Here is a 21999-nt window from a genome sequence, read left to right as displayed (position 1 = left end):
CAATTGTAAACGAAGGTGTATTATGAAGTTAAAGATTACGAATGTAAACGAAAGAAGGCAAGTGAGATGATTCAAGTAATAACCTTAATTGTTGCAGTTGTTTTGATCGGTTTTATTAGTTGGTGGTTTTTTGGTAAACATGAACAAGCGGAGGTACAAGCAGAAATGAAAGATGGAGCAATGCAAAAAGTAGAAGTTGTGGTTGATGGTGGTTATACGCCTAATACAGTTGTGTTAAAACAAGGTGTGCCAGGAGAAGTTGTGTTTGAGCGTAAAGATCCTTCAAGCTGTTTAGAAAAAGTTGTCTTTTCTGATCTTGGAATCAATCAAACGTTGCCACAAGGTGAAAAGTCGGCAATCAAGATCGACACTAGCAAGGCAGGCGAATTTGATTATGCTTGCGGGATGAACATGTTCCACGGGAAGGTGATCGTAAAATGATGTCATATGAAAAGCGTTTTTGGTTAGCTTTGGTTTTATCACTTCCGATGTTGTTCGCAATGATCGGCATGGCTTTTGGCTGGATAATGCCAGGTTATAATTGGATCGCTTTTGTGGCGACGACTTTGATCATGGCGTTTACTGCCTTGCCATTTTGGCAAAGTGCGTGGGCTGCTTTTAAACACCATAACGCTAATATGGATACCTTAGTAGCGCTAGGAACAGCCGTAGCTTACTTTTACAGTATTTTTGCGATGTTTACTGGCAGAGCAGTTTACTTTGAAAGTGCAGCGTTTATCACGGTCTTTGTTTTGTTAGGCCAAGTATTTGAAGAACGCATGCGTAATAACGCTTCAAGTGCAGTTGAAAAGTTACTTGATCTACAAGCAAAAGACGCTAACGTGATCCGCGGTGGTCAAGTAGTTAAAGTTCCTTTGGCACAGATCAAAGTGGGCGATCTTATCCGAGTAAAACCAGGTGAAAAAATTGCTGTTGATGGTCAGATCACGGAAGGTGAATCGTTGGTCGATGAATCAATGGTCACAGGTGAGAGTATGCCCGTTGAAAAGAAAGTGGGCGACAAGGTTATTGGTTCAACGTTAAATTCTAACGGGGCGTTTGTCTTTAAAGCAGATAAAGTCGGCGATGATACGTTATTGGCTCAAATTGTTGAATTAGTCAAGAAGGCTCAGACAAGTCATGCGCCGATCCAAAAAATGACCGATAAAATCGCTAATTACTTTGTGCCAATCGTGGTGATCTTGGCAATCTTAACGTATACGGTCTGGTATGTCTTTTTAGGAGCTACAATGATCCAAGCCTTACTTTATGCGATCGCTGTGATCGTGATCGCTTGTCCATGTGCGTTAGGTTTAGCAACGCCAACCGCTTTAATGGTCGGAACTGGTCGTAGTGCTAAAATGGGTGTTTTGATCAAAAACGGTGAAGTTTTAGAAGAAGTAGAACAACTAAAAACGATCGTCTTTGATAAAACTGGGACGATCACGGCGGGAAAACCAGTCGTAACTGATATTTTGGGTCACGACCAAAAGTTAGTCTTACAAGTTGCGGCTAGTTTGGAAGAAACTTCGGAACATCCATTAGCCTTGGCTATTTTAAAGCAAGCTAAAGAGACACAGGTCACAACTAAACCAGTCAAAGATTTTAAAGCCTTACGCGGTATGGGCGTTACGGCGGAGTTTGATGGTCAAACTGCTTTTATTGGCAATGACCGCTTCTTAACAGATGTAACTTTGAGCACACAACAACAAGAAATGTTCACCCAGTTGCAAAATGAAGGTAAAACGGTGGTCTTAGTTGGTTTAGCTCAACAAGTGATCGGGATGATCGCTATTCAAGATGCACCTAAAGCAACTTCTAAACAAGCCATTAGTTTACTGAAACAACAAGGGCTTAAACCAGTGATGCTGACCGGTGATAATAAACGGGCTGCTCAAGCGATCGCTAAAGAAGTCGGGATCGATGAAGTTATTGCTGAAGTATTACCCCAAGAAAAGGCTGATTACATCAAACAAGTGCAACAACGTGACGGCAAAACAGGTTTTGTTGGTGATGGGATCAATGATGCCCCCGCATTAAGTACAGCTGATGTCGGGATCGCAATGGGCGCGGGCTCTGATATTGCGATCGAAGCTGGTGGGATCGTGTTGGTACACAATGACCTTTTAGGAGTAGTTAAAGCGCTTGAATTAAGTAAAAAGACCTTTGATCGAATCAAGTTAAATCTCTTTTGGGCGTTTATTTACAATATCGTTGGTCTGCCGATCGCAGCCGGGTTATTTGTCGGGATCGGCTTAACGCTTAGTCCAGAATTAGCCGGTTTGGCAATGGCATTTAGCTCGATCTCAGTTGTCGGAAGTTCATTACTCTTGAATAAAGCAAAAATCAGTGTTGCCTAATATATGCTAAAAAGAACGCTTAAGATTCAGTAGGATTTTGGGCGTTCTTTGTTATAATTAAAATGTAACCGTTTGCTTGAAAGGGGATGTGGTAAATGGATAAAGCCTTACGCATTAAAGCATATTGGTTAGTAAAATTGTTGGGCGATAGTTTACGTGAGACATCACAAGCATCAAAGATAACTAGGGAAGTAGATACTTTGCTAGCAGAAACTCTTAGTAGCTTAAAAGATGATCAAAAAAGCTACAAGGCTTCAGATTATGCCTTATTGAAATTATATAGTCGCTTATCGGATCTGATAGGTTTTAAAGAATTGCAACTTTCGTCAGCGCAAAGAACTTGTTGGCAAAATTTAGTTGCTTTCATCCAAGCAGAAGCCCACCAAAATTTGCGTGGAGTTGCTGGACCACTGCTGTAAAGCACAAAAAAGCACGGAAACCAGTGTCCCGTGCATTTTTTGGATATTATAACCATAGACCTAAAAGGCTAAATAAGAGCAGACTAATCAAAATCAAGTGTAAAGCAATTAAATTATTGAAAAAGGTGGTCGTTTTTTGTGGTTTTTCCACAAACACTTTGATCTTTTGATAAACCGGTGGAATCGTTAAGAGACTACCTAAAGCAAGCCAAGGAAGGTAGCCTAAACAAGTAGCTAAGATGATTCCAAGATAACTAAAGATGTAATTTGCACATAACAGCTTTAAACTTGCTTTGATCCCGAGATAATGCACTAAAGTCTTGCGACCAGTCAGTTGGTCTTCGGCTAGGTCGCAGATGTTATTGGCCAACATAATGTTAGCAATCGTAAAAATTGCCGGTAGCGAAACAATCAGGCCCTTGAGCCAAAAGGCGTTAGCAAAAGTTGCGGTATTGTAAATATTGATGTAAAGCCCGATCAAAGTGATATTTAGGCCCATTGCCAGTCCAGAAGCAATTTCACCAAAAGGACTCTTTAGGATCGGTAACGGTCCGCCCGAGTAAGCATAACCGACCAAAAAACTCAGTCCTCCTAACAAGAGTAACGGCCAGCCACTAAGCCACGTTAGCCATAGACCGATCAAGGCAGCTAAGGCAATTAGGATGACGATGACACCTTTAGCCCAGTTAAGTGGAATATTGAACCGTTTGATGATGTTATTGGTACTTTCGGTGGTGTCTGGAGCATTTTGATAGCGCATAAAATCAGTTACTTGATTGTGTCCGTTGATTGCTAAATGAAATAAAATTGCTGCTACTAGTAGTAACAAAGACAGCCCCCAGTTAATGTGGTGGTAATAAAAACCGGCAAAGATCATGCCTAAAATAAATGGTAATGCTGATAGCATCGTTGTTTGTGCTTGGACGAGTGCTTTAAATTGTGTTAAATGTGACAAGAGATTCACCTATTTTCCGTAATAAAATAAAGTTTGGGTATCATTTTTCAAAACGATCTTAGTGACAGAAGCGTTCGCGGGCTCATTTAAGCTTTCAAGTTTACCAATGTCTAGTAGGTAAGCAACTAATAATTTGATCGTGAAACCATGGCTGACAACTAAAATAGTTTCGTTTTTGTGCTTTTTTTGCACATCGGTCAAAAAACTTTTTACTTTAGTGGTCACTTCCGCATATGTTTGCCCACCTGAAGCTTCCCAGGAATTAGGCAAAAGATTGTAATTTTCATCAAAATATTGGGCGTATTTTTGGTAGATGTCACTTAGCTTTTGGCCATCCCAACTACCATAATCAAATTCCAAGAGCCGTTTGTCTAAGCGTGGATCTTTGCGTGTGATGATCTTAGCTGTTTGCTTGGCACGCTTAAGTGGGCTGGCGTAACTTTGGTCAAAAAAGATTCCTTGTAATTTTTCTTTAGCAAATAAAGCTTGTTCCTTCCCCAATTCGGTCAATGGTGTGTCGATTTGGCTTCCTTGCATGATCCCAGCTTCATTTGCTTGGCTTTGTCCGTGACGAACTAGATAGATCGTTGTCATAAAAAATCCCCCCTCATTTTGCTTAAAGCTTAGCGCAAAATAGGGGGGATAACAAACAAAAAGCTCACTTTTTTACTGTGAGCTTTTTTGTATGGAATTATTTATTTAAAGGTTTCCATTCCCAGTTTTCAACTTCTGGGAGATCAGTACCTTCATCACGGATATATTGGTGATGTTTAGCAACGATGCTATCCATTTCAGCAGCTAATTCACCGTACTTGTCGGCATTTGGCAAGCTTAAGACAGCTGACTTCACTAAGTCGAAACGATCCATTTGGTTCAAGACACGCATATCAAATGGTGTTGTGATATCACCGTTTTCACGGTAACCGTGGATCTTGATGTTGTGGTTGTGACGATCAAAGAAGATGTCACGGATCAAACCTTCAAAGCCGTGGAAAGCAAAGACGATTGGTTTGTCTTTAGTGAAGTACATGTCGAATTCTTCGTCGCTCAAGCCACGAGGGTCAACTTTAGGACTTCTGAGTTTCAATAAGTCGACCACGTTGATGAAGCGGATCTTCAAGTCAGGTAATTTTTCATGCAAGATCGAGATAGCTGCTAAAGCTTCTAAGTTAGGTTCTGTCCCAGCTGCAGCGATCACGATATCTGGTTCAGCATTTTGATCGGTTGAAGCCCAATCGATGATCTTAAGACCTTTATCAACTAATTCTTTTGCTTCAGCAGCAGAATAGAATTGTTGACGTGGGTGCTTAGATGAAACGATCAAGTTAATCTTGTTGCGGTCATTTAAGACTTTATCAAAGACAGCTAATAATGAGTTAGCGTCAGCTGGTAAATATTCACGGATAAATTCAGGTTTCTTATCAGCTAAGTGGCCTAAAAGACCTGGATCTTGGTGAGTATAACCGTTGTGGTCTTGTTGGAAGACAGTTGATGTTGCCACTACGTTTAAGGAAGGCACATCTGTTCTCCAAGATAAGTCTTTAGCTTTACGTAACCACTTGAAGTGTTGGGTCAACATGGAGTCAACTACCCGTAAGAATGATTCGTATGAAGCAAAGAAACCATGGCGACCAGTCAAGACATAACCTTCTAAGAAGCCTTCATCTTGGTGTTCGGAAAGTTGGGAGTCGATGATTCGGCCAGCTGGAGCCATAAATTCATCGTTAGGTTCTTTGATGTCTAACATCCATTGACGGTTAGTTTCTTTAAAGACTGGAGCTAAACGGTTGGACATTGTTTCGTCTGGTCCAAAGATCCGGAAGTTCTTGTTAGCTTCGTTAGCTTTGACCACGTCTTCTAAGTAACGACCAAGGACAGTCATATCTTGTTCGATGTTCTTACCAGGTGTTGTCGTATCAACGGCGTAATCACGGTAATCAGGTAATGCAAGGTCACGGATCAATGAACCTGGGTTTGTATGTGGGTTCATTGCCATACGCTTGTTGCCTTTTGGTGTTAATTCGGCTAATTCAGGGATCAAAGCACCTTTTTCATCGAATAATTCTTCTGGACGGTAGCTTTCTAACCATTCAACTAAGGCATCGGCATGAGTCATGTCGTTTTGGTCAACTGGAATCGGAATTTGGTGAGCTCTAAATGAGTTTTCGATTGGCTTGCCGTCCCATTCTTTTGGACCTGTCCAGCCTTTAGGAGCACGGAAGACGATCATTGGCCAAACTGGTAAGGAACTATCGTTGTTTTTACGTGCGTTTTCTTGGATAGCTTTGATCTTTTCGATCGCTTTATCTAAAGCAGCAGCCATTTCAGGGTGCATCTTTTGTGGATCAGTACCTTCCACAAAGATTGGTTCCCAACCAAGACCTTCAAAGTACTTGCGTAAGTTTTCATCAGATTCACGTGATAAGATCGTTGGGTTAGAGATCTTAAACCCGTTTAAGTCTAAGATCGGTAACACAGCCCCGTCGTTGATCGGGTTGATAAATTTGTTAGACATCCATGATGCTGCTAAAGGACCAGTTTCGGCTTCACCGTCACCAATGACTGCAACTACGATCAAATCAGGATTATCTAAGACAGCACCAGTAGAGTGGGAAAGGGAGTAACCTAATTCGCCACCTTCATGGATCGAACCTGGTGTTTCAGGTGCGGCGTGAGAAGCAATTCCGCCAGGGAAAGAGAAGCGTTTGAAGAGTTTTTTCATCCCTTCAACGTCTTGGGTGATCTCTGGGAAAAGTTCTGTATAACTACCGTCAAGATATGAGTTAGAAACCATTACTTGACCGCCGTGGCCAGGGCCCTCAACGTAAAACATATCAAGGTCATATTTATTGATGACACGGTTTAAGTGAGCATAAATAAAGTTTTGGCCTGAGATCGTTCCCCAGTGACCAATTGGTTTAACCTTAACGTCAGATGCTTCTAATGGACGACGCAAAAGTGGGTTGTCTTTTAAGTAAAGCTGACCGACCGAAACATAGTTTGCTGCGCGCCAGTAAGCATCCAATTTATCTAAATATTCTTTTGATGAGTAATCTACAGTCATGGCTAAATCTCCTTTTGGTATTTTCTTTCTACACTTATAATAATAACGTTTTCTCTAAAAATGTCAACCACTTTTAAATTTGGAACGTACCAAATTTAAAAACGTTATAATAAAGGCTTTTCGTCCTGACTAAGTTCTTCTTTTTGTTGGAGCTTGATGATCTCAATATCACGAGAGATCATTAATTCCTCATCGGTTGGAACACAGAGAACAGAAATGGTGGAATCAGGAGTAGAAATAATGTTTTCGCCACCTTTAGCATTAGCGGTTGGATCGAGTTTGACGCCCATAAAGGCTAATTCATCACAAACCATTTGGCGGATCGGCACGGAGTTTTCGCCAATGCCTGCCGTGAAAATGATACCGTCCAAACCTTTCATTTCAACATAATATTGGCCAATATAGCGGACGATATTTTTGACAAAAAGTGCAACTGCCATTGCAGCCCGTTCATTACCTGCTTCTTTAGCGGCGATGACATCGCGCATGTCGGAAGAAACGCCCGAAACGCCTAGAAGTCCAGAATCTTTAGTTAAGATCGAGATCATTTCATCTGGATCGGTGATCTTGAGTTTTTTCATCATGTAGTTGACTAATTCAACATCCACGTCGCCTGAACGAGTTGCCATCGTTAAGCCCGTTAGTGGGGTAAAGCCCATCGTCGTATCAAAGGATAATCCATCTTTGATCGCACAAAGCGAAGCCCCTGCACCTAAATGACAAGAAATCAATTTGAGTTCGTCTAACGGACGTTGTAACATAGCGGCTGCTTGACGGGCGACATAACGGTGGCTGATCCCGTGAGCACCATAACGCCGTACCCCGTATTTTTCGTACCATTCGTAAGGGACGCTATAGAGATAGTTTTTAGCGGGCATTGAATGGTGATAAGCAGTATCAAAGGATGCGACCGCCAACGCATTTGGTAAGAGTTTTTTGAAGATCTTGATCCCTAAAAGGTTGGCGGGATTGTGCAAGCGTGCCATGTCACTTAAGTCATCGATCTTTCGGATGACTTCATCATCGATCACGACAGAATGATCAAATTCTTCTCCGCCGGCAACGACACGGTGCCCAACGGCGGTGATCTCATCAAGTGAAGCGATGAGATGGAGTTTTCGTAGCAGTTCTAACAATAATTCGACCGCCACGGCATGATCAGCGATCGCAACTTCTTCGTGGTATTTTTTCCCCGCATATTTGACTGTGACACTTGAACCATTGATGCCGATGCGATCGATCAGACCACTAGCTAAGACCTCCTCAGTCGGGATGGCGTATAACTTAAACTTTAAACTTGAGCTCCCAGAGTTGATGACTAATGTTTTTTCCATAATCAGCAAAGCCCCTTTCTTTTCTGAATATTGCACTTTTATCATAAGCTAAGTGATAAATATTGTAAACGCTTTAGTTTGTGAATTGGTGCACAATTATCCGTAAAACGTTGCAACAAAAAGAGCACTCACGCCCCAAAAAAATTTCGTGAATGCTCTTTAAAGTAAATTAGTTTTTTTAGGTCCAAATTACAAGTGCTAAATAACCAATCAGGCTCAAAAATAAAAGTCCCCATTGCCATTTGGGTAAAGAGTCGCTAAAAACGCGCGTCCGCGGATAACCTTCCGAAAAGCCTTGCGCAGTCATTGCTTGGGCTAGGGCTTCTGACCATGAAAGAGCCGTTACGACAAGGCGTAAATAGATTCCTGGGCGATAGAAGTGATACTTAGTTCCGCGACTATAAGCTGAGTAACGGATCACTTGAAGTTGTTTTTTTAATGAGCTAAGCAAGTTAGCCGCGGCTAAAAAGCCATAAACAAAAGTGGTCGAAAGTTTAAGCCGATACGAGAGGCTAAATAAGATCTTCTCTAGTGAATAACTCAATAATAAACTAGCGCCTAATAAGAGATAAGCATAGAGTCGACTAGTGTATAGTAAAGCATTTTGCCATGGATCTTGAGTGCTAAATTTGATAAATGACCACCAAGTTCCAAGGGCGAGCGGTAAAGTAAACAATAACACTAGTCCGAGCTTTTTCAAATCGGCTGCGCTCAGTAATAAATAACCTAGGCAAAAACAACAAACGACTAAGTTAGCTAAAAAACTGTGCGAAAATGCGATCTGTAGTCCGAGTCCAAACATGATCAAGACTAAGATCGAAGCATTAAGGCGAAACATTTTCATGTTGACCCCCTAAAAATACTAGCTGCTGATTATCTAAGCGCAACTCGTAATCCATTTTAGTAGTGATGTTATTGCGTTGATGTGAGATCACTAAAATGCTTGTGTTTAGAGCTTGGCAACTTGCGGTAAGTAAGGCGAGCGCTTTTTTGACCATTGCTTGATCAAGGCTGGCAAAGGGTTCGTCTAATAACAAAACTGGTTGAGCCATGATCAAGACGACTAGCAGTTGCAGTCGTTTTTGTTGGCCACCCGAAAGATGATAGATCGAGCGCCCAGTCAATTCGGACAAACCTAATTGTTCTAAAGCAGTAGTGATCCGCGATTTATCCCAATACTTAGGAGCAAGGGTGTTTTTAGCAGCTAAAGCTATTTCTTCACCGACAGTTGCGCAAATAAATTGGTCGGTGGCATCTTGAAACATCAAAGAAACATATTTAGCCCAGCGACTCTTTCTAAAACGGGGTGGTTTTTGTCCGTTAAAGGTGATTTTACCAGCTGTGAGTGGATAAAGCTGACATAAAGCATAAAAGAAAGTCGTCTTACCGGCACCATTAGCACCACTTAAAAGACCTATTTGCCCCTTAGGTAGGGTAAAAGTATTGGGTTTAAGCAAGGTATGCGCTTGACGTGTGAGTTTTAAGTTATGCCACTGCAAGTCCCCGTGATTCAAAGACTTCGGTGTGATGGTGGGAAATGTTTCACGTGTGACGTATTTTTGCTTTGGTACTTTTATTAACCGATCATTTTGAGCAGAAAATTCATAACAAAAATCGAGTAATTCAAAGTAGCCCGTAGGATCATGATCAGCAATGATGACTGTTTTAGTCGTCGTTTCTTTGATGTGTTTTAACAGCAACAAAAGACGTTTTTTGCTGTCATGATCAACGTTAGCGAAGGGTTCATCAAGTAAGATGATTTCGCTATCGCTTGCTAAAGCACATGCCAAGGCAGCTTGTTGTTTTTGGCCTCCAGACATTTGGTTAAACGGTCGTGCTCGTAAGTCTTCTAAGCCAAGCTCACGTAAGACTTGTTGTTTACGCGCCTTGATCTTTTCTGGTGGCAGTTGGAGATTTTCGAGCAAAAAGGTGAGTTGTTCGGATAAATTTTTCATGTTAAAGCGCCGACTGGGATCTTGGAAGAGTAAAGAGATCCGTTTAGCTCGCTCAAATGAAACGACATCACTTAAAGCATAACCATCTAAAAAGACACCACCTGAACTGATGTGGCCACCATATTGGGGATAAAGCCCACTTAAAAGTTTAAACAACGTAGATTTTCCTTTGCCAGATGGGGTCACTAAGAGACTCCAAGTTTGTGGTTCGACGGCAAAGTTTAACCGTTCAAATACCGGTTTTTGGCCTTTTTGGTAGGTAAAGGTCAAGTCTTTGATCTCCAGTTGTATCATCGCTCAAGCACCTGAGCCTTCTGCAATAATTTAGCGATCTGATAGATCAAGATCCCGTCAAAAAAGCCGAGTGATAAAAAGCGCAGGAAAAATAATGTCAGTAACATTGTGCCTGAATAAGCTTGGTAACCACTTTGAAAATAGTCCCAAATAAAGGTGAGCACCGTTGACCAAAGAACCGAGAAAAATAAGGCTTTTTTGCCCCAGTTTTGGTATTTTTGGCTAGCAAAACCAAGTTCACTGGCAGCTCCTTGGATGGCACCGGTGATCAAGTTTGCAGCGCCCCAGCTAGAAAAGAGCAGCATTTCAGTGGTAGCAGCGAGAAATTCACCTAAAAAAGCAGCCCCAGGACGTTTCAATAAGATCGCAGCTAGTGGCCCAGCCATTAGCCAGATCCCAAGCATCAAGTCGTTTGCATATGGTTTAAGAAAAGTTGCGGCTAAAGCATAATAAAGATAGCTTGAACCTTGGTAGATCAAGCCAAAAAAGGCTGCGATAATCGCTAAAAAGATGATGTCTTTGACTTGCCAATGTCGCTTTTTTTGTTGATAAGTTTGCATAAAAAAACCCCCTACTTAGTGACAAGCAGGGGTAAGACGTCCGGATAGACGTCGACCGTTCAAGCTCCCTCCGCTGGTATTAACCAGATCAGGTGAATATGGGTATTTCTCAGCCAAATGGCACCCCAGCTCGTTTAAGGAAAGTCTAGCAAAAGATCAGAGTCCTGTAAATCGTTTTGCTTATTGTGAGACGCTGACAAATGAATTGAATTTCAAATATTTATAGTGGAATCGCATGTGTGAATACTCAAAAGGCGTGCCATTATCAAGAAAAAAGACGCCTTCCATGATCCCAGTAGGTTCATTTGGCTTAAGCCGTAAAAGTTCTTGATCTTTTGGAGTAGAAGGTTCAGCAAAGACCGAGAGAAAAGACTTGGTGACGGATTGATTATATTCATCTTGCATATAATTAAAGATCGATGATTTGATCGTTTGTTCAGTCAATTTTGGTAAGATCTTGATCGGAATGTACCCAGTCTCGATCATAAAAGGTTCATCATCAAATAAACGAAGCCGGACGATCTTATAGACGAAATCTTCAGGTTCTAAGAAAAGGTCACGTTGCAATTCTTCACTGGGACGTTCAACTTCAAAGCTTAAAACTTTGATCTTGGGACTTTGACCATTCATTTTAAAGTTATCGGTTACCCCAAGGTTTGAACCTTCTTCATAGTTAAAAACAGATTCATTTTTTAAATAAAGCGGATTGATAAAGGTTCCAGAACCGCGCTTTTTAAAAATGATCCCATCGCTAGCCATGCGATTCAACGCCCGCTTGATCGAACTGCGACTAACGTTATATTGGCTCGAGAGCGTACGTTCATCAGGTAATTTCATATCGGGAAATTCTTGGTCAAAGATCTTTTGTTTCAAGTCAGCAATGATTTGTTTATAGATAAGTTCAGCCATAAGTCTCACCTTCTTTTTTAAATATTGTCATGTAATAGTTAACCATAAGAAACTTGAAACAACAAGCAAATTTTCCTAGGCAAAAGACTATTCAAAAAAATGGATCGTGTTTTACTAAACTTTTACTAACTTTTTTGTGTGATTAATGGTAGAATATCATTAGAAAAAATAATACTTATCTGCTGGGAGGAAATATACATGTCAGTTTTAGTGTTAGGTGGGGCAGGATATATCGGCTCACATACCGTTGATCGCTTAGTTGATCAAGGGCAAGATGTTGTAGTGGTCGATAGTTTGGTCACAGGTCACAAAAAAGCAATCAATGAAAAGGCTAAGTTTTATCAAGGAGATCTAGCTGATCAAGATTTTATGCGCGAAGTTTTTGCCCAAAATCCTGAGATCGATGCTGTGATCCACTTTGCGGCTTATTCATTGGTAGCTGAATCAATGAAAAAACCATTGAAATACTTTGATAATAACACTGCAGGGATGATCAAATTACTTGAAGTGATGAATGAAGTGGGCGTTAAAAATATCGTCTTCTCATCTACCGCTGCAACATACGGTATTCCTGAAAAGATGCCGATCAAGGAAAGTGATCCCCAATCACCGATCAACCCTTATGGTGAAAGCAAATTAATGATGGAAAAGATCATGCGTTGGGCTGATGAAGCGTACGGCACAAAATTTGTGGCTTTGCGCTACTTTAACGTGGCTGGAGCTAAGCCAGATGGTTCGATCGGGGAAGATCATGGTCCTGAAACCCACTTGATTCCGATCGTGTTACAAGTAGCTCAAGGTAAGCGTGATAAATTACAAATTTTTGGTGACGATTATAATACACCAGATGGAACAAATGTCCGTGACTATGTTCACCCATTTGATTTGGCTGATGCACATATCTTAGCGGTAGATTACTTACGCAACGGCAACGAATCAAATGCCTTTAACTTGGGCTCATCAACTGGTTTTTCTAACTTAGAGATCGTTGAAGCTGCACGTAAAGTAACTGGCAAAGAAATTCCGGCAGAAATCGCACCAAGACGTGGCGGTGATCCAGATTCATTGATCGCTAGCTCCGATAAAGCACGGGAAATTTTAGGTTGGAAACCACAATTTGATAACATTGAACGTATCATTGAAACTGCTTGGGCTTGGCATTCAAGTCATCCAAACGGTTACGACGATCGCGCTTAGTTGTACTGTGAGGACTGAAACAAATTGTTTCGGTCCTTTTTGCAAGGTAAAGAAGTTGATAAATTTCTATGCAAGCGCTTTAAAAAATAATCAAAATACGTTAGAATAAGAATGACTTAAAACGCAAAAGCGATACTTTGAGGGGGATCAAAGATGGATATCTTTAGAAAAAATTTGGACACTTACCAAGGACATAATGTAACACAAATAACATTAGTAAATGATAATGGGGTCGAGATTTCATGTTTGACAATGGGCGCAATTTGGCAAGCTTTTAATGTTCCGGATGGCGATGGCAAAAAGAACTTGTTGTTGAGTTTTGATCATACTAAAGATTATTACACCAATGCACAAAACATTTGTAAATCGATCGGACGTGTAGCGGGGCGCATTGCTGGGGGTAAATGTGAATTAGACGGTCAAGAAGTGCAATTACCACAAAATGAAAATGGCAACATGCTTCACGGTGGTCCAAATGGATTTAGCACGTTAAATTGGAATTATACGACTTCACGCAACAATGATAGTGTTAGCGTGATCTTTCAAAAGAAAATCACCGAAAAAATGGATGATTTCCCAGGAAATATTTTAGCAACGATCATCTTTACTTTAGACAATGATAATAAAGTGAAGTTATCTTATAGTGCTTTAGGTGGGGCTAAGGATAGTTTGTTTAACCCGACTAATCACGTGTACTTTAACTTAAGTGACCGTCAAGATCTCTCTAGCCATGAATTACAGATCTTTAGTGATGCGACTTTGGAGACAAATGATAAAAATATCCCAACTGGTCGGGTAGTTGATGTGACGGGCACACCACTTGATTTTAGAGAATTCAGAAATCTTAAGGCTGCCGCTGATGAAAATGACGGGTTCGATGATGCTTTTGTAGTTTCTGGCGCTGAAAATAAAGAAGAACCGATCGCGATCTTGCGGGATGCAGATAGTGGCCGCCAAGTGACGATCAAGTCTGATCGCAATGCGTTAGTAATGTATAACATGCCTGAACTTGATACTGAGATCAAATTCGCACGTGATCTAGGTAAGAGTGCCATTCCAGGTGAAGGGATCGCGTTAGAAGCGCAAACTTTACCAGATGCGATCAACCAAGAAAACTTTGGTGACATCATCTTGCCAAAGAACGGTAAACGTTCCTATCACATTGAATTTGCCTACGATAATTTTAAATAATTAGTAAAATCCTTTGAGCTGAGCACGATCATTGAAGTCGTGCTCAGTTTTTTATTGTTGCTTGCTCGAAAAAACTACACGTAAAAGGGGAAATATTACGAGGGTGTGTTATACTAAACTTATTATTCAGAAGTAAGGGGAAAGTGTATGGATCTTTGGAAAAAATTTATTGATAATACATCCTTGCGTCGGTTCGTTGTACTGTTAGGGGTCATCGGACTCTTGTATGCTTTTCGCAGTTTGATCAGCATCATTTTGTTGACCTTTATCTTTACTTTTTTGGTCATTCAACTGACTAATTTTATCCGACGTTTCGTCAAAATTCCGTCTCAGGTAATTGTGATCGCAACCTATTTGCTGTTGATCGGTTTTATTTATTTAGCGGTCACTAACTATGTACCAAAATTGATCGACCAGTCTGATAGTTTGATCAGATCAGCAATCAGTTTTTATCAAAATCCACCAAAAGAATTAGTGGGCACGATCCACTATGTTGAACAATATTTTGGTAAGATCGATATTTTTCAACAAGTTAAAGGTAGCGTTGGGTTAGCTTTTGCTTACCTAAAAAGTGTTGGTTCAATGGGCTTTACGCTTTTGATGTCGTTGTTACTGAGTTTCTTTTTTACCGTTGAAAAAGATGATTTGTACCGCTTTTCGCGGGGCTTTTTAAGTGGACCATTTTCTTGGATTTTTGAAGATATTTATCATTTTGCCAAGATTTTTGTCAACACTTTTGGGGTCGTCTTGGAAGCCCAATTTTTGATTGCGGTCGTAAATACCGTGATCACGACGATCTGTTTAGCGATCATGGGCATGCCACAGTTATTGAGTTTAGGGATCATGATCTTTGTTTTGAGCTTAGTACCAGTTGCTGGGGTGATCATTTCAGCGATCCCAATGCTTTTTATCGGTTATTCTGTAGGGGGCTTACGTTACGTAATTTACATCATCGTGATGTTGCTTGTAGTGCATGCACTGGAAGCCTATGTCTTAAACCCTAAATTCATGGCAAGTCGTACCGAACTTCCAATGTTTTATACTTTTGTCGTGTTATTTGCCGCAGAACATATCTTTGGAGTTTGGGGCTTGATCGTAGGGATCCCGATCTTTACCTTTATGTTAGATGTTTTAGGGGTCAAACCAGTTCATGTGCGCAATGAGCGTTTAAAAAAAGTAAGGAAGTTGGAAGATAAAAATGAATAAGCAGGAATTTGTGGCAGAATATGCCGTTGAAAGAAAAAATACCGATTCTGTAAAATGGGACGGACTAAAGTCAACGTTTAACGCTGATGATCTCTTACCTTTGTGGGTCGCTGATACTGAATTTAAAGCCCCAAAAGCTGCGATCAATGCATTGACCAAACGGGTAGAACATGGTGCTTTTGGTTATTCGTTGACGCCCCAAGGCTATTATGATGCCTACTTTAAGTGGCAAAAAGAGCGTTACGGAATTGAGTTGCATGAAGAATGGATGCGATTTGGAACTGGGGTCGTCCAATCACTTAGCACCTTAGTTTCTTTATTGACACAACCAAAAGATAGCGTCATGGTTTTACAACCAGTCTATTATCCCTTTATGAACGTGATCAAAAATAATGAGCGCAACTTAGTCATTTCTGATTTAAAAGCTGACGAAAAAGGCCACTACACTATGGATTTAGCTGATATTGACGCTAAGATGAAAGAAAAAGACGTAAAACTTTTGATTTTATGTTCACCCCATAATCCAGTTGGCCGTGTCTGGAGCGAACAAGAATTGACTGATCTTTTAGAATTATGTCGCCAAAATCAAGTCTTGGTCATTTCAGATGAGATCCACCATGATCTTTTGATGGGGGATGAAAAATTTGTTTCAGCGCTCTCAGTGAAAGATGGTTATTATCGTGACAATTTAGTCGTCGTGGACGCTCCTTCAAAGACCTTTAACATGGCATCGCTTTTAAATAGTCATGTGATCATTGCCAACCCACAGATCAGAGCGCGTTACGATCGCTTATTTACGCGCCAAGAAGCACCTGCCGGAAGTATTTTAGGTAAAGTTGCAGGCCAAGCAGCTTACGAAGATGGCGCGGATTGGCTTTCAGGATTGATCGAAACGGTCAAGAGTAACTATGAATACGTAAAACAAGAACTTACAACTGCTTATCCAGAGATCGTAGTGACAGAATTACAAGCAACTTACTTGATGTGGATCGATATGAGTAAGGTCGTAGCACCAAAACAACTCGAATTATTTATTAAACAAAAAGCTGGTTTAGCAGTTGATTTTGGCGAATGGTTTGGACAAGCCGGAAAAGGTCACATTCGGATCAATTTGGCAACTACGCCCGCAAATATTGAACGTGCTGTTTCATCATTGTTATCAGCATTACAGGAATTTCAAGCTTAAATTATGCTAAAGCACTATCAATTTTTTGGATTTCAGTGTAAAATATCTTTGTATCATAAACATAAGAAAGAGGTTTTTACTAAATGGCAAAATTAGTATTTATCCGTCACGGACAAAGTGAATGGAACTTAGAGAACCTTTTCACAGGTTGGGTCGACGTCAACTTGAGTGAACAAGGCGAACGTGAAGCTAAAGAAGCTGGCCGTAAGTTAAAAGAAGCTGGGATCGAATTTGACCAAGCTTACACATCTGTTTTAACACGTGCTATCAAGACTTTGCACTTCGCACTTGAAGAATCAGGCCAATTATGGATCCCTGAAACAAAATCATGGCGTTTGAACGAACGTCACTATGGTGCATTACAAGGCAAGAACAAAGCTGATGCAGCTGAAAAATATGGTGACGAACAAGTTCACATCTGGCGTCGTTCTTACGACGTATTGCCTCCATTATTGGATGCAAACGATGAAGGTTCTGCAGCAAACGATCGTCGTTATGCAGAATTAGACCCACGTATCATCCCTGGTGGTGAAAACTTGAAAGTTACATTGGAACGTGTTATCCCATTCTGGGAAGACAACATCGCTCCAGACTTGTTGGATGGCAAGAACGTTATCGTTGCCGCACACGGTAACTCATTACGTGCCTTGACAAAATACATTGAAAACATCTCTGATGAAGACATCATGGACGTTGAAATGGCAACAGGTCAACCAGTTGTTTATGAATTGGATGACAACTTGAACATTGTCTCCAAAGAAAAGCTTTAAGATAAAGCCTTTCGCAATAAAAAAGCGTGATCTCCGAGCGAGACCACGCTTTTTTTTGTTAGCTTAACATTTCGTGCCGATTCATGACGGCTTGTTGACAACTTATGGCAAATGTTAGGGGGAACTCTCAGAAGATAAGTTCAAATATCTACCCTAAGTCCCCTAAAAGTCCTGTTAATGGCTATGTCTCAGAGACAAGTTGCTTATTATCAAATGTGACTAGATGATCGCAAACTTTGGTAAGATCTTCCTTGTAGTGCGATGAGACCAAGACTAGCTTTCCCTGAGATTTAAATGTTGTCATAAGATCATGGAGCATTTGCCGGCTAGATTCATCCAGTCCATTACTTATCTCGTCCATAATGAGATATTTGGCATCGCTTAGTTGATATAAAGCAATCAATAATTTTTGCTTCATCCCAAGTGAATAAGTTTTGATAGGGTGTTTAACATAATCTTGCATTTTCCAGTAGTTTATAACTGTATCGATTGGAATAGTCGAGTGCCACGCCTGTTGGACAAATTTTAGATGATCTATTCCAGATAAACTGGGGTTCAGCCAATTTTCACTTTCAAAATAAAAAATATCTTGCCTAGCTTTGGTTACTGGGCGATTATCAAAGGTTATGGTTCCACTATATTTTTTTAGATTATTTATAGCTCGAAACAATGTTGTTTTACCCATACCATTTCTTGCAACAATTCCATAGATAGTTCCAGTTTCAAAGGTGTACGAGGCATTTTGTAAAATGAATTCATTTGTCTTTAGGTCTAAGTTTGTTATAGTCAGCATCATCTGTCCCCCCTGAATCTATTTAAAATAATTACAGCTATACTGAGGAGCACGATGGAGCTCGTGACGACTAGGTAACCTGTCGTTAAAGATAGCTGGAAATTTTCTATTTGTCTGGCTAGTGTGCCAGTTACAATCGAAAAACTATTTATATACGTTATTGGGATAAAGGACGAAATTTTTTGGATCGGATCTAGAGTGGAAATACCGAACAAAACTCCTGTACTTAGTAGCAGTGAAACAAATAGTGCACCTAATTTATTTTTCACTAGTATTGCAATGATATAAAATAATAGACAGGTCGAAATTAAGGATAGTAGTTGCAACGGCAAGCTCTTCAACAGTAAATTTTCTAGTGGTTCAACATGCATATTATATTTAGATGTATATACGATGTATGGATAATCAAGATTACCACTACCGAATAAAAATGTAGCACTAATAAATGAAACTAAAAAAAGACAAAGAACGGATATCAAGGAAAAGATTATTCCGACCGATATTTTAACAAACTGTTTAGTAATGTTTTTTCCAGGAATTAAGCTATCAGTATCAATTATGCCATTTGAACGATAACTTATAAGGTAAAAATTAGTTAAAATAAATGCTGACACTAAGACGAAAAAATAAGGAATTATATTGTTGGAGACCCAAGCAAAGAAATTAACTCCTTTAGTCGAAAAATCGGTTGGTTCGTATTGCATATTGTGTGATGATAAATAACGAAAAATCAAAAGTTCACGTTTGATAGCATCAATAAATTCTTCAGAAGAATTTGCGGTCTGTCCTTTTTTTTCATATTCAAGTATTTTTAGATTTTCTTCTGCAAGTAAATTATAAGCAGTGCTCCACTGTTTGGATTCTAATGCCGAAACAATGTTTTTTTTAATTTCTGTATCTTTTTTTAGTTCAGAGATAACCTTTTCAAGATCTTGTTTTCTTTTCCCGGAAAGATGAGTTACTTCAGTCTGTTGTTTTTTTAAATATTGAATGTTAGTTTCAATATCATTATTGATTAAGGAGATTTGTGAATTGGTAGTGGTGGTTCGGTGATTCATCCATAAACTTCCAAATGTAATAATAAATAATAAAGATAGAAGGATAATATTCAATTTATTATGGAGTAATCTTTTTTGTAGAAGAAATTTATACCCTGTCAATTGTAAACACCAGCTTTCAATTTGTTAGCCAATAAGAATTAGTTATTTTAAATTATATAAAAACCCCAGCACTTCAGGAGGACTGGGGGTATATGAATTTAATATCCACCTGAGTAATAGTTTACACGTTCATAAGTATTGAAGTTCCACCCACTGTTAACGTGTGTAGTTTTACTTCCGGTAAACTTACTCCAACTAGGAATATTTGCTTTTTGATACTTCCTATAATTAGAAGTAACTCCGGTTACCTTATTCTTGTCATACCAGAATGATTTTGTAACTGTTACAGCACCTGCAGAAACACTAGCTAGAATGGTAAAAATTATAAAACCTAGAAACGCAAGGTAGAATTTATGGGTAGTTGTTTTCTTAGTAGAGAACATTAAAAAAACCTCCTATCCTATATTGGATTACATCTTTATAAAAGCGTTGGTAAACGTTTACAAATGAATTGTAACAAGAAGTTAAGAGATACACAATACTTTTTTAGGTATCCAAAAAAATGATTGTACATAATATTTATCAGTGATAAAATTATATAAATATATTCTGGGGGAAGACAACATCGCTCCAGACTTGTTGGATGGCAAGAACGTGATCGTTGCCGCACACGGTAACTCATTACGTGCCTTGACAAAATACATTGAAAACATCTCTGATGAAGACATCATGGACGTTGAAATGGCAACAGGTCAACCAGTTGTTTATGAATTGGATGACAACTTAAACATTGTCTCCAAAGAAAAGCTTTAGGATAAAGCCTTTCGCTAAAAAAGCGTGTTCTCAAACGAGAGCACGCTTTTTTTTGTGTATCGTGACGATTCATGACGAATTGATGTCAACTTCGGACAAATGCTAGGGGGATTGGTGGGAGATAAGTTCAAATATCTACCCTAAGGCCCTTAAATACCTCTAAAAAGATCCATGCTAAATTTTTGTAAATTAGCATGGATCTTATACTAGCATGGTATATACTTAATTAGAAGTTACAGTTTTATTTAACAAGTATTGACCGATCACATAAAATAGAACAAAACAAGATAATAAGCACAATGTTTGAAATACGAAATGTTCCATTGATTGAGAGTTATATATAAGTGTTCGGCGTAGTGCATCACCCAAGTTATTCATAGGAAAATATTTAACAACTTGCTTTACAGTTTTTGGCCAACCATTTGAAGGAAAAAGTGTATTTCCCACAAATAACATAGTAACGATCACAGTATTACCGATAGTTGAAGCTGCCCGTGTATTTTTTGAGAAAATTGCTATTAATATGCCAATAGCTATTAAGGATAGCATTCCTAAAACGGTTTGTACGGCAACTCCGAATAAAAACTGTTTATCTATCTTAAATTTAAGATCATATACAAATATAGCGATAAGGGTAATTATTATCAATTGTCCTAACATGAAGAATATTTGACTAATGTATATACAATATATAAATTTATTCAAAGATAACTCAGTCAATTTTACACGCTTTAAGATCCCATTTTCTCGAAGGCTTGTTACTTGAGAGGCGACCCCTATCAGTGCGATAGAACCAAATGCGATGCAAATAACACCAGAATAAATATATGGTATTTGACTTTTATCTGATTCACCGATCAGGACTAAAATAGCAATAGGTAAGAGAAGTGAGAAGATTATAGCTTCGCGATTGCGTAATTCGTTTAGTAATATTAAACGGATCATAGTAATATATTTTTTCATTAGATGATTCCTTCCATGCTTTCACCGGTTATTTTATAGTATGCGTCATCAAGGGTAGGCTTTTTGATATCAATATTTGTAACTACTTTTTTAAGTGTATAGAGGGCAGATAAGATACTACTTGGTTCATTGGTAGAGATACAGAATCTTTTTCCGTTTAAATAGTGGAGATCTTCTTTATTGAGAGTAGCTACACTATTAATAACTGCAGTAGTATCTGAGCAATCAAACTCGATCCGAGTATGAGCCTTACTTTTTTTAATTAAATTATCTGGAGTGTCGGTTGCGTAGACTTTACCGTTATAAATAAAGCAGACACGATCACATAAATAAGAAACTTCATCTAAATAGTGTGAGCAAATAATGATAGTTGATTTTCCTTGAAGTTGTTTAATGGTTTTCCATAAATGTAAACGCGCATCTGGATCAAGTCCCGTTGTTGGTTCATCTAAAAATAATAATTTAGGTTTGTTGATCAGACTAAGAGCAATTCCAAATTTTTGTTTTTGTCCTCCAGATAAGGTTTTGACCCTTCGTGGTAAGAGCTCTTGTGCATCCATATGTTGTAGGGCTATTTCGGGTGAAATAGATGAATGGTACATCTGAGAAAAAAGGGTAAGTGATTCTTCAACTGTTAAATTATCGAAGTAACCACTAGATTGAAATAGTGCGCCGATTTGTTTTTGGGCTAAAGAAGGAGTTTTTTTCAAATCAAATCCAAGTATTTTAACATCACCAGTATAATTGTGTTGTAGTCCTTCTAGTATGCTTATAAGGGTAGATTTCCCAGCACCATTTGGGCCGACGATCCCTAAAATTTCATTTTCGTCTACACTTAGATTAATATTTTCTAGTGTAAGGTCACTATTATTTTTATATTTAAAGTTAAGCTGGTTAACCTCGATAGGTTTAGTCATAGCTTATTTCCTC

At 39.2% G+C, this 21999-nt stretch carries 21 protein-coding genes, 1 pseudogene and 1 riboswitch; of the genes and pseudogenes, 9 read left to right on the top strand and 13 right to left on the bottom strand.

The features are described 5' to 3' along the window. The first annotated feature begins 66 nt into the window (after positions 1-66). From FC32_RS01930 to FC32_RS01920, 3 genes are all read left to right on the top strand, one after another. The gene (locus FC32_RS01930) at positions 67-441 is read left to right on the top strand and encodes a cupredoxin domain-containing protein (protein WP_035460050.1); all 375 of its coding nucleotides are present in this window, start codon (positions 67-69) and stop codon (positions 439-441) included. Then, positions 438-2360: a copper-translocating P-type ATPase gene (locus tag FC32_RS01925; RefSeq protein ID WP_035460052.1), complete on the top strand. Its 1923-nt coding sequence runs from the start codon at positions 438-440 to the stop codon at positions 2358-2360. Before FC32_RS01930 ends, FC32_RS01925 begins: the two co-directional genes overlap by 4 nt. A gap of 95 nt (positions 2361-2455) precedes the next feature. Continuing rightward, positions 2456-2779 carry a hypothetical protein gene (locus tag FC32_RS01920; RefSeq protein ID WP_025087570.1) on the top strand — a complete coding sequence of 108 codons (324 nt, stop codon included), beginning with the start codon at positions 2456-2458 and terminating at the stop codon, positions 2777-2779. Positions 2780-2825: 46 nt separating this feature from the next. On the opposite strand, the gene FC32_RS01915 is transcribed toward FC32_RS01920, so the two are convergent. The 8 genes from FC32_RS01915 to FC32_RS01880 all read right to left on the bottom strand — a co-directional run bounded on the left by FC32_RS01915 (position 2826) and on the right by FC32_RS01880 (position 11850). Beyond that, positions 2826-3743 carry a UbiA family prenyltransferase gene (locus FC32_RS01915; RefSeq protein WP_025087571.1) on the bottom strand — a complete coding sequence of 306 codons (918 nt, stop codon included), beginning with the start codon at positions 3741-3743 and terminating at the stop codon, positions 2826-2828. Beyond that, positions 3744-4328: a histidine phosphatase family protein gene (locus FC32_RS01910; protein WP_056957226.1), complete on the bottom strand. Its 585-nt coding sequence runs from the start codon at positions 4326-4328 to the stop codon at positions 3744-3746. Between the two features lie 97 nt (positions 4329-4425). Next, positions 4426-6798: a phosphoketolase family protein gene (locus FC32_RS01905; RefSeq protein ID WP_025087572.1), complete on the bottom strand. Its 2373-nt coding sequence runs from the start codon at positions 6796-6798 to the stop codon at positions 4426-4428. A gap of 104 nt (positions 6799-6902) precedes the next feature. Next, positions 6903-8132 (bottom strand): acetate/propionate family kinase, encoded by a 1230-nt coding sequence (locus FC32_RS01900; protein ID WP_025087573.1) that lies wholly within the window; start codon positions 8130-8132, stop codon positions 6903-6905. A 178-nt stretch (positions 8133-8310) separates the two neighbouring features. Further along, positions 8311-8976: an energy-coupling factor transporter transmembrane component T family protein gene (locus FC32_RS01895; RefSeq protein ID WP_025087574.1), complete on the bottom strand. Its 666-nt coding sequence runs from the start codon at positions 8974-8976 to the stop codon at positions 8311-8313. Next, entirely contained in the window at positions 8957-10381 is a 1425-nt protein-coding gene (locus FC32_RS01890; RefSeq protein ID WP_025087575.1) for an ATP-binding cassette domain-containing protein, read from the bottom strand. The genes FC32_RS01895 and FC32_RS01890 overlap by 20 nt, the downstream gene beginning before the upstream one ends. Further along, positions 10378-10941: an ECF transporter S component gene (locus FC32_RS01885; RefSeq protein ID WP_025087576.1), complete on the bottom strand. Its 564-nt coding sequence runs from the start codon at positions 10939-10941 to the stop codon at positions 10378-10380. The genes FC32_RS01890 and FC32_RS01885 overlap by 4 nt, the downstream gene beginning before the upstream one ends. Before the next feature lie 48 nt (positions 10942-10989). After that, positions 10990-11079: riboswitch (TPP riboswitch) on the bottom strand. Positions 11080-11121: 42 nt separating this feature from the next. Then, on the bottom strand, positions 11122-11850 hold the full coding sequence (locus FC32_RS01880) for a GntR family transcriptional regulator (RefSeq protein WP_025087577.1): 729 nt from the start codon (positions 11848-11850) through the stop codon (positions 11122-11124). 198 nt (positions 11851-12048) lie between these two features. On the opposite strand from FC32_RS01880, the gene galE reads away from it, so the two are divergent. The 5 genes from galE (at position 12049) to FC32_RS01855 (ending at position 17400) form a co-directional block, all read left to right on the top strand. After that, complete coding sequence (gene galE, locus FC32_RS01875) at positions 12049-13047, top strand: UDP-glucose 4-epimerase GalE (RefSeq protein WP_025087578.1); 999 nt, start codon at positions 12049-12051, stop codon at positions 13045-13047. A gap of 153 nt (positions 13048-13200) precedes the next feature. Further along, complete coding sequence (locus tag FC32_RS01870) at positions 13201-14238, top strand: aldose epimerase family protein (RefSeq protein ID WP_025087579.1); 1038 nt, start codon at positions 13201-13203, stop codon at positions 14236-14238. Between the two features lie 147 nt (positions 14239-14385). Next, positions 14386-15444 carry an AI-2E family transporter gene (locus FC32_RS01865; protein WP_025087580.1) on the top strand — a complete coding sequence of 353 codons (1059 nt, stop codon included), beginning with the start codon at positions 14386-14388 and terminating at the stop codon, positions 15442-15444. Next, entirely contained in the window at positions 15437-16630 is a 1194-nt protein-coding gene (locus tag FC32_RS01860) for a MalY/PatB family protein (RefSeq protein ID WP_025087581.1), read from the top strand. Before FC32_RS01865 ends, FC32_RS01860 begins: the two co-directional genes overlap by 8 nt. Positions 16631-16713: 83 nt before the next feature. Next, complete coding sequence (locus FC32_RS01855) at positions 16714-17400, top strand: 2,3-diphosphoglycerate-dependent phosphoglycerate mutase (RefSeq protein WP_035448552.1); 687 nt, start codon at positions 16714-16716, stop codon at positions 17398-17400. A 181-nt stretch (positions 17401-17581) separates the two neighbouring features. Here FC32_RS01855 and FC32_RS01850 read toward each other — a convergent pair whose 3' ends face one another. From FC32_RS01850 to FC32_RS01840, 3 genes are all read right to left on the bottom strand, one after another. After that, positions 17582-18196 (bottom strand): ATP-binding cassette domain-containing protein, encoded by a 615-nt coding sequence (locus FC32_RS01850; protein WP_409366483.1) that lies wholly within the window; start codon positions 18194-18196, stop codon positions 17582-17584. After that, positions 18193-19251, bottom strand: coding sequence for a hypothetical protein (locus tag FC32_RS01845; RefSeq protein ID WP_025087583.1), 1059 nt, complete (start codon positions 19249-19251; stop codon positions 18193-18195). Before FC32_RS01845 ends, FC32_RS01850 begins: the two co-directional genes overlap by 4 nt. Before the next feature lie 200 nt (positions 19252-19451). Next, on the bottom strand, positions 19452-19736 hold the full coding sequence (locus FC32_RS01840) for a hypothetical protein (protein WP_025087584.1): 285 nt from the start codon (positions 19734-19736) through the stop codon (positions 19452-19454). A gap of 172 nt (positions 19737-19908) precedes the next feature. On the opposite strand from FC32_RS01840, the pseudogene FC32_RS10335 reads away from it, so the two are divergent. Next, positions 19909-20106: pseudogene (locus tag FC32_RS10335) on the top strand (2,3-bisphosphoglycerate-dependent phosphoglycerate mutase); the annotation flags it as partial. 222 nt (positions 20107-20328) lie between these two features. Here FC32_RS10335 and FC32_RS01835 read toward each other — a convergent pair. Together FC32_RS01835 and FC32_RS01830 are read right to left on the bottom strand one after the other, a co-directional pair. Further along, positions 20329-21069: an ABC transporter permease gene (locus FC32_RS01835; RefSeq protein ID WP_025087585.1), complete on the bottom strand. Its 741-nt coding sequence runs from the start codon at positions 21067-21069 to the stop codon at positions 20329-20331. Beyond that, positions 21069-21986: an ABC transporter ATP-binding protein gene (locus tag FC32_RS01830; RefSeq protein WP_025087586.1), complete on the bottom strand. Its 918-nt coding sequence runs from the start codon at positions 21984-21986 to the stop codon at positions 21069-21071. Before FC32_RS01830 ends, FC32_RS01835 begins: the two co-directional genes overlap by 1 nt. Between the last annotated feature and the right edge of the window lie 13 nt (positions 21987-21999).

The sequence above is a fragment of the Ligilactobacillus apodemi DSM 16634 = JCM 16172 genome, from assembly GCF_001434405.1.
Classification (GTDB): domain Bacteria; phylum Bacillota; class Bacilli; order Lactobacillales; family Lactobacillaceae; genus Ligilactobacillus; species Ligilactobacillus apodemi.
Note: the sequence above shows the minus strand (reverse complement) of the source record. Positions and strands in the feature narration are given on the sequence as shown.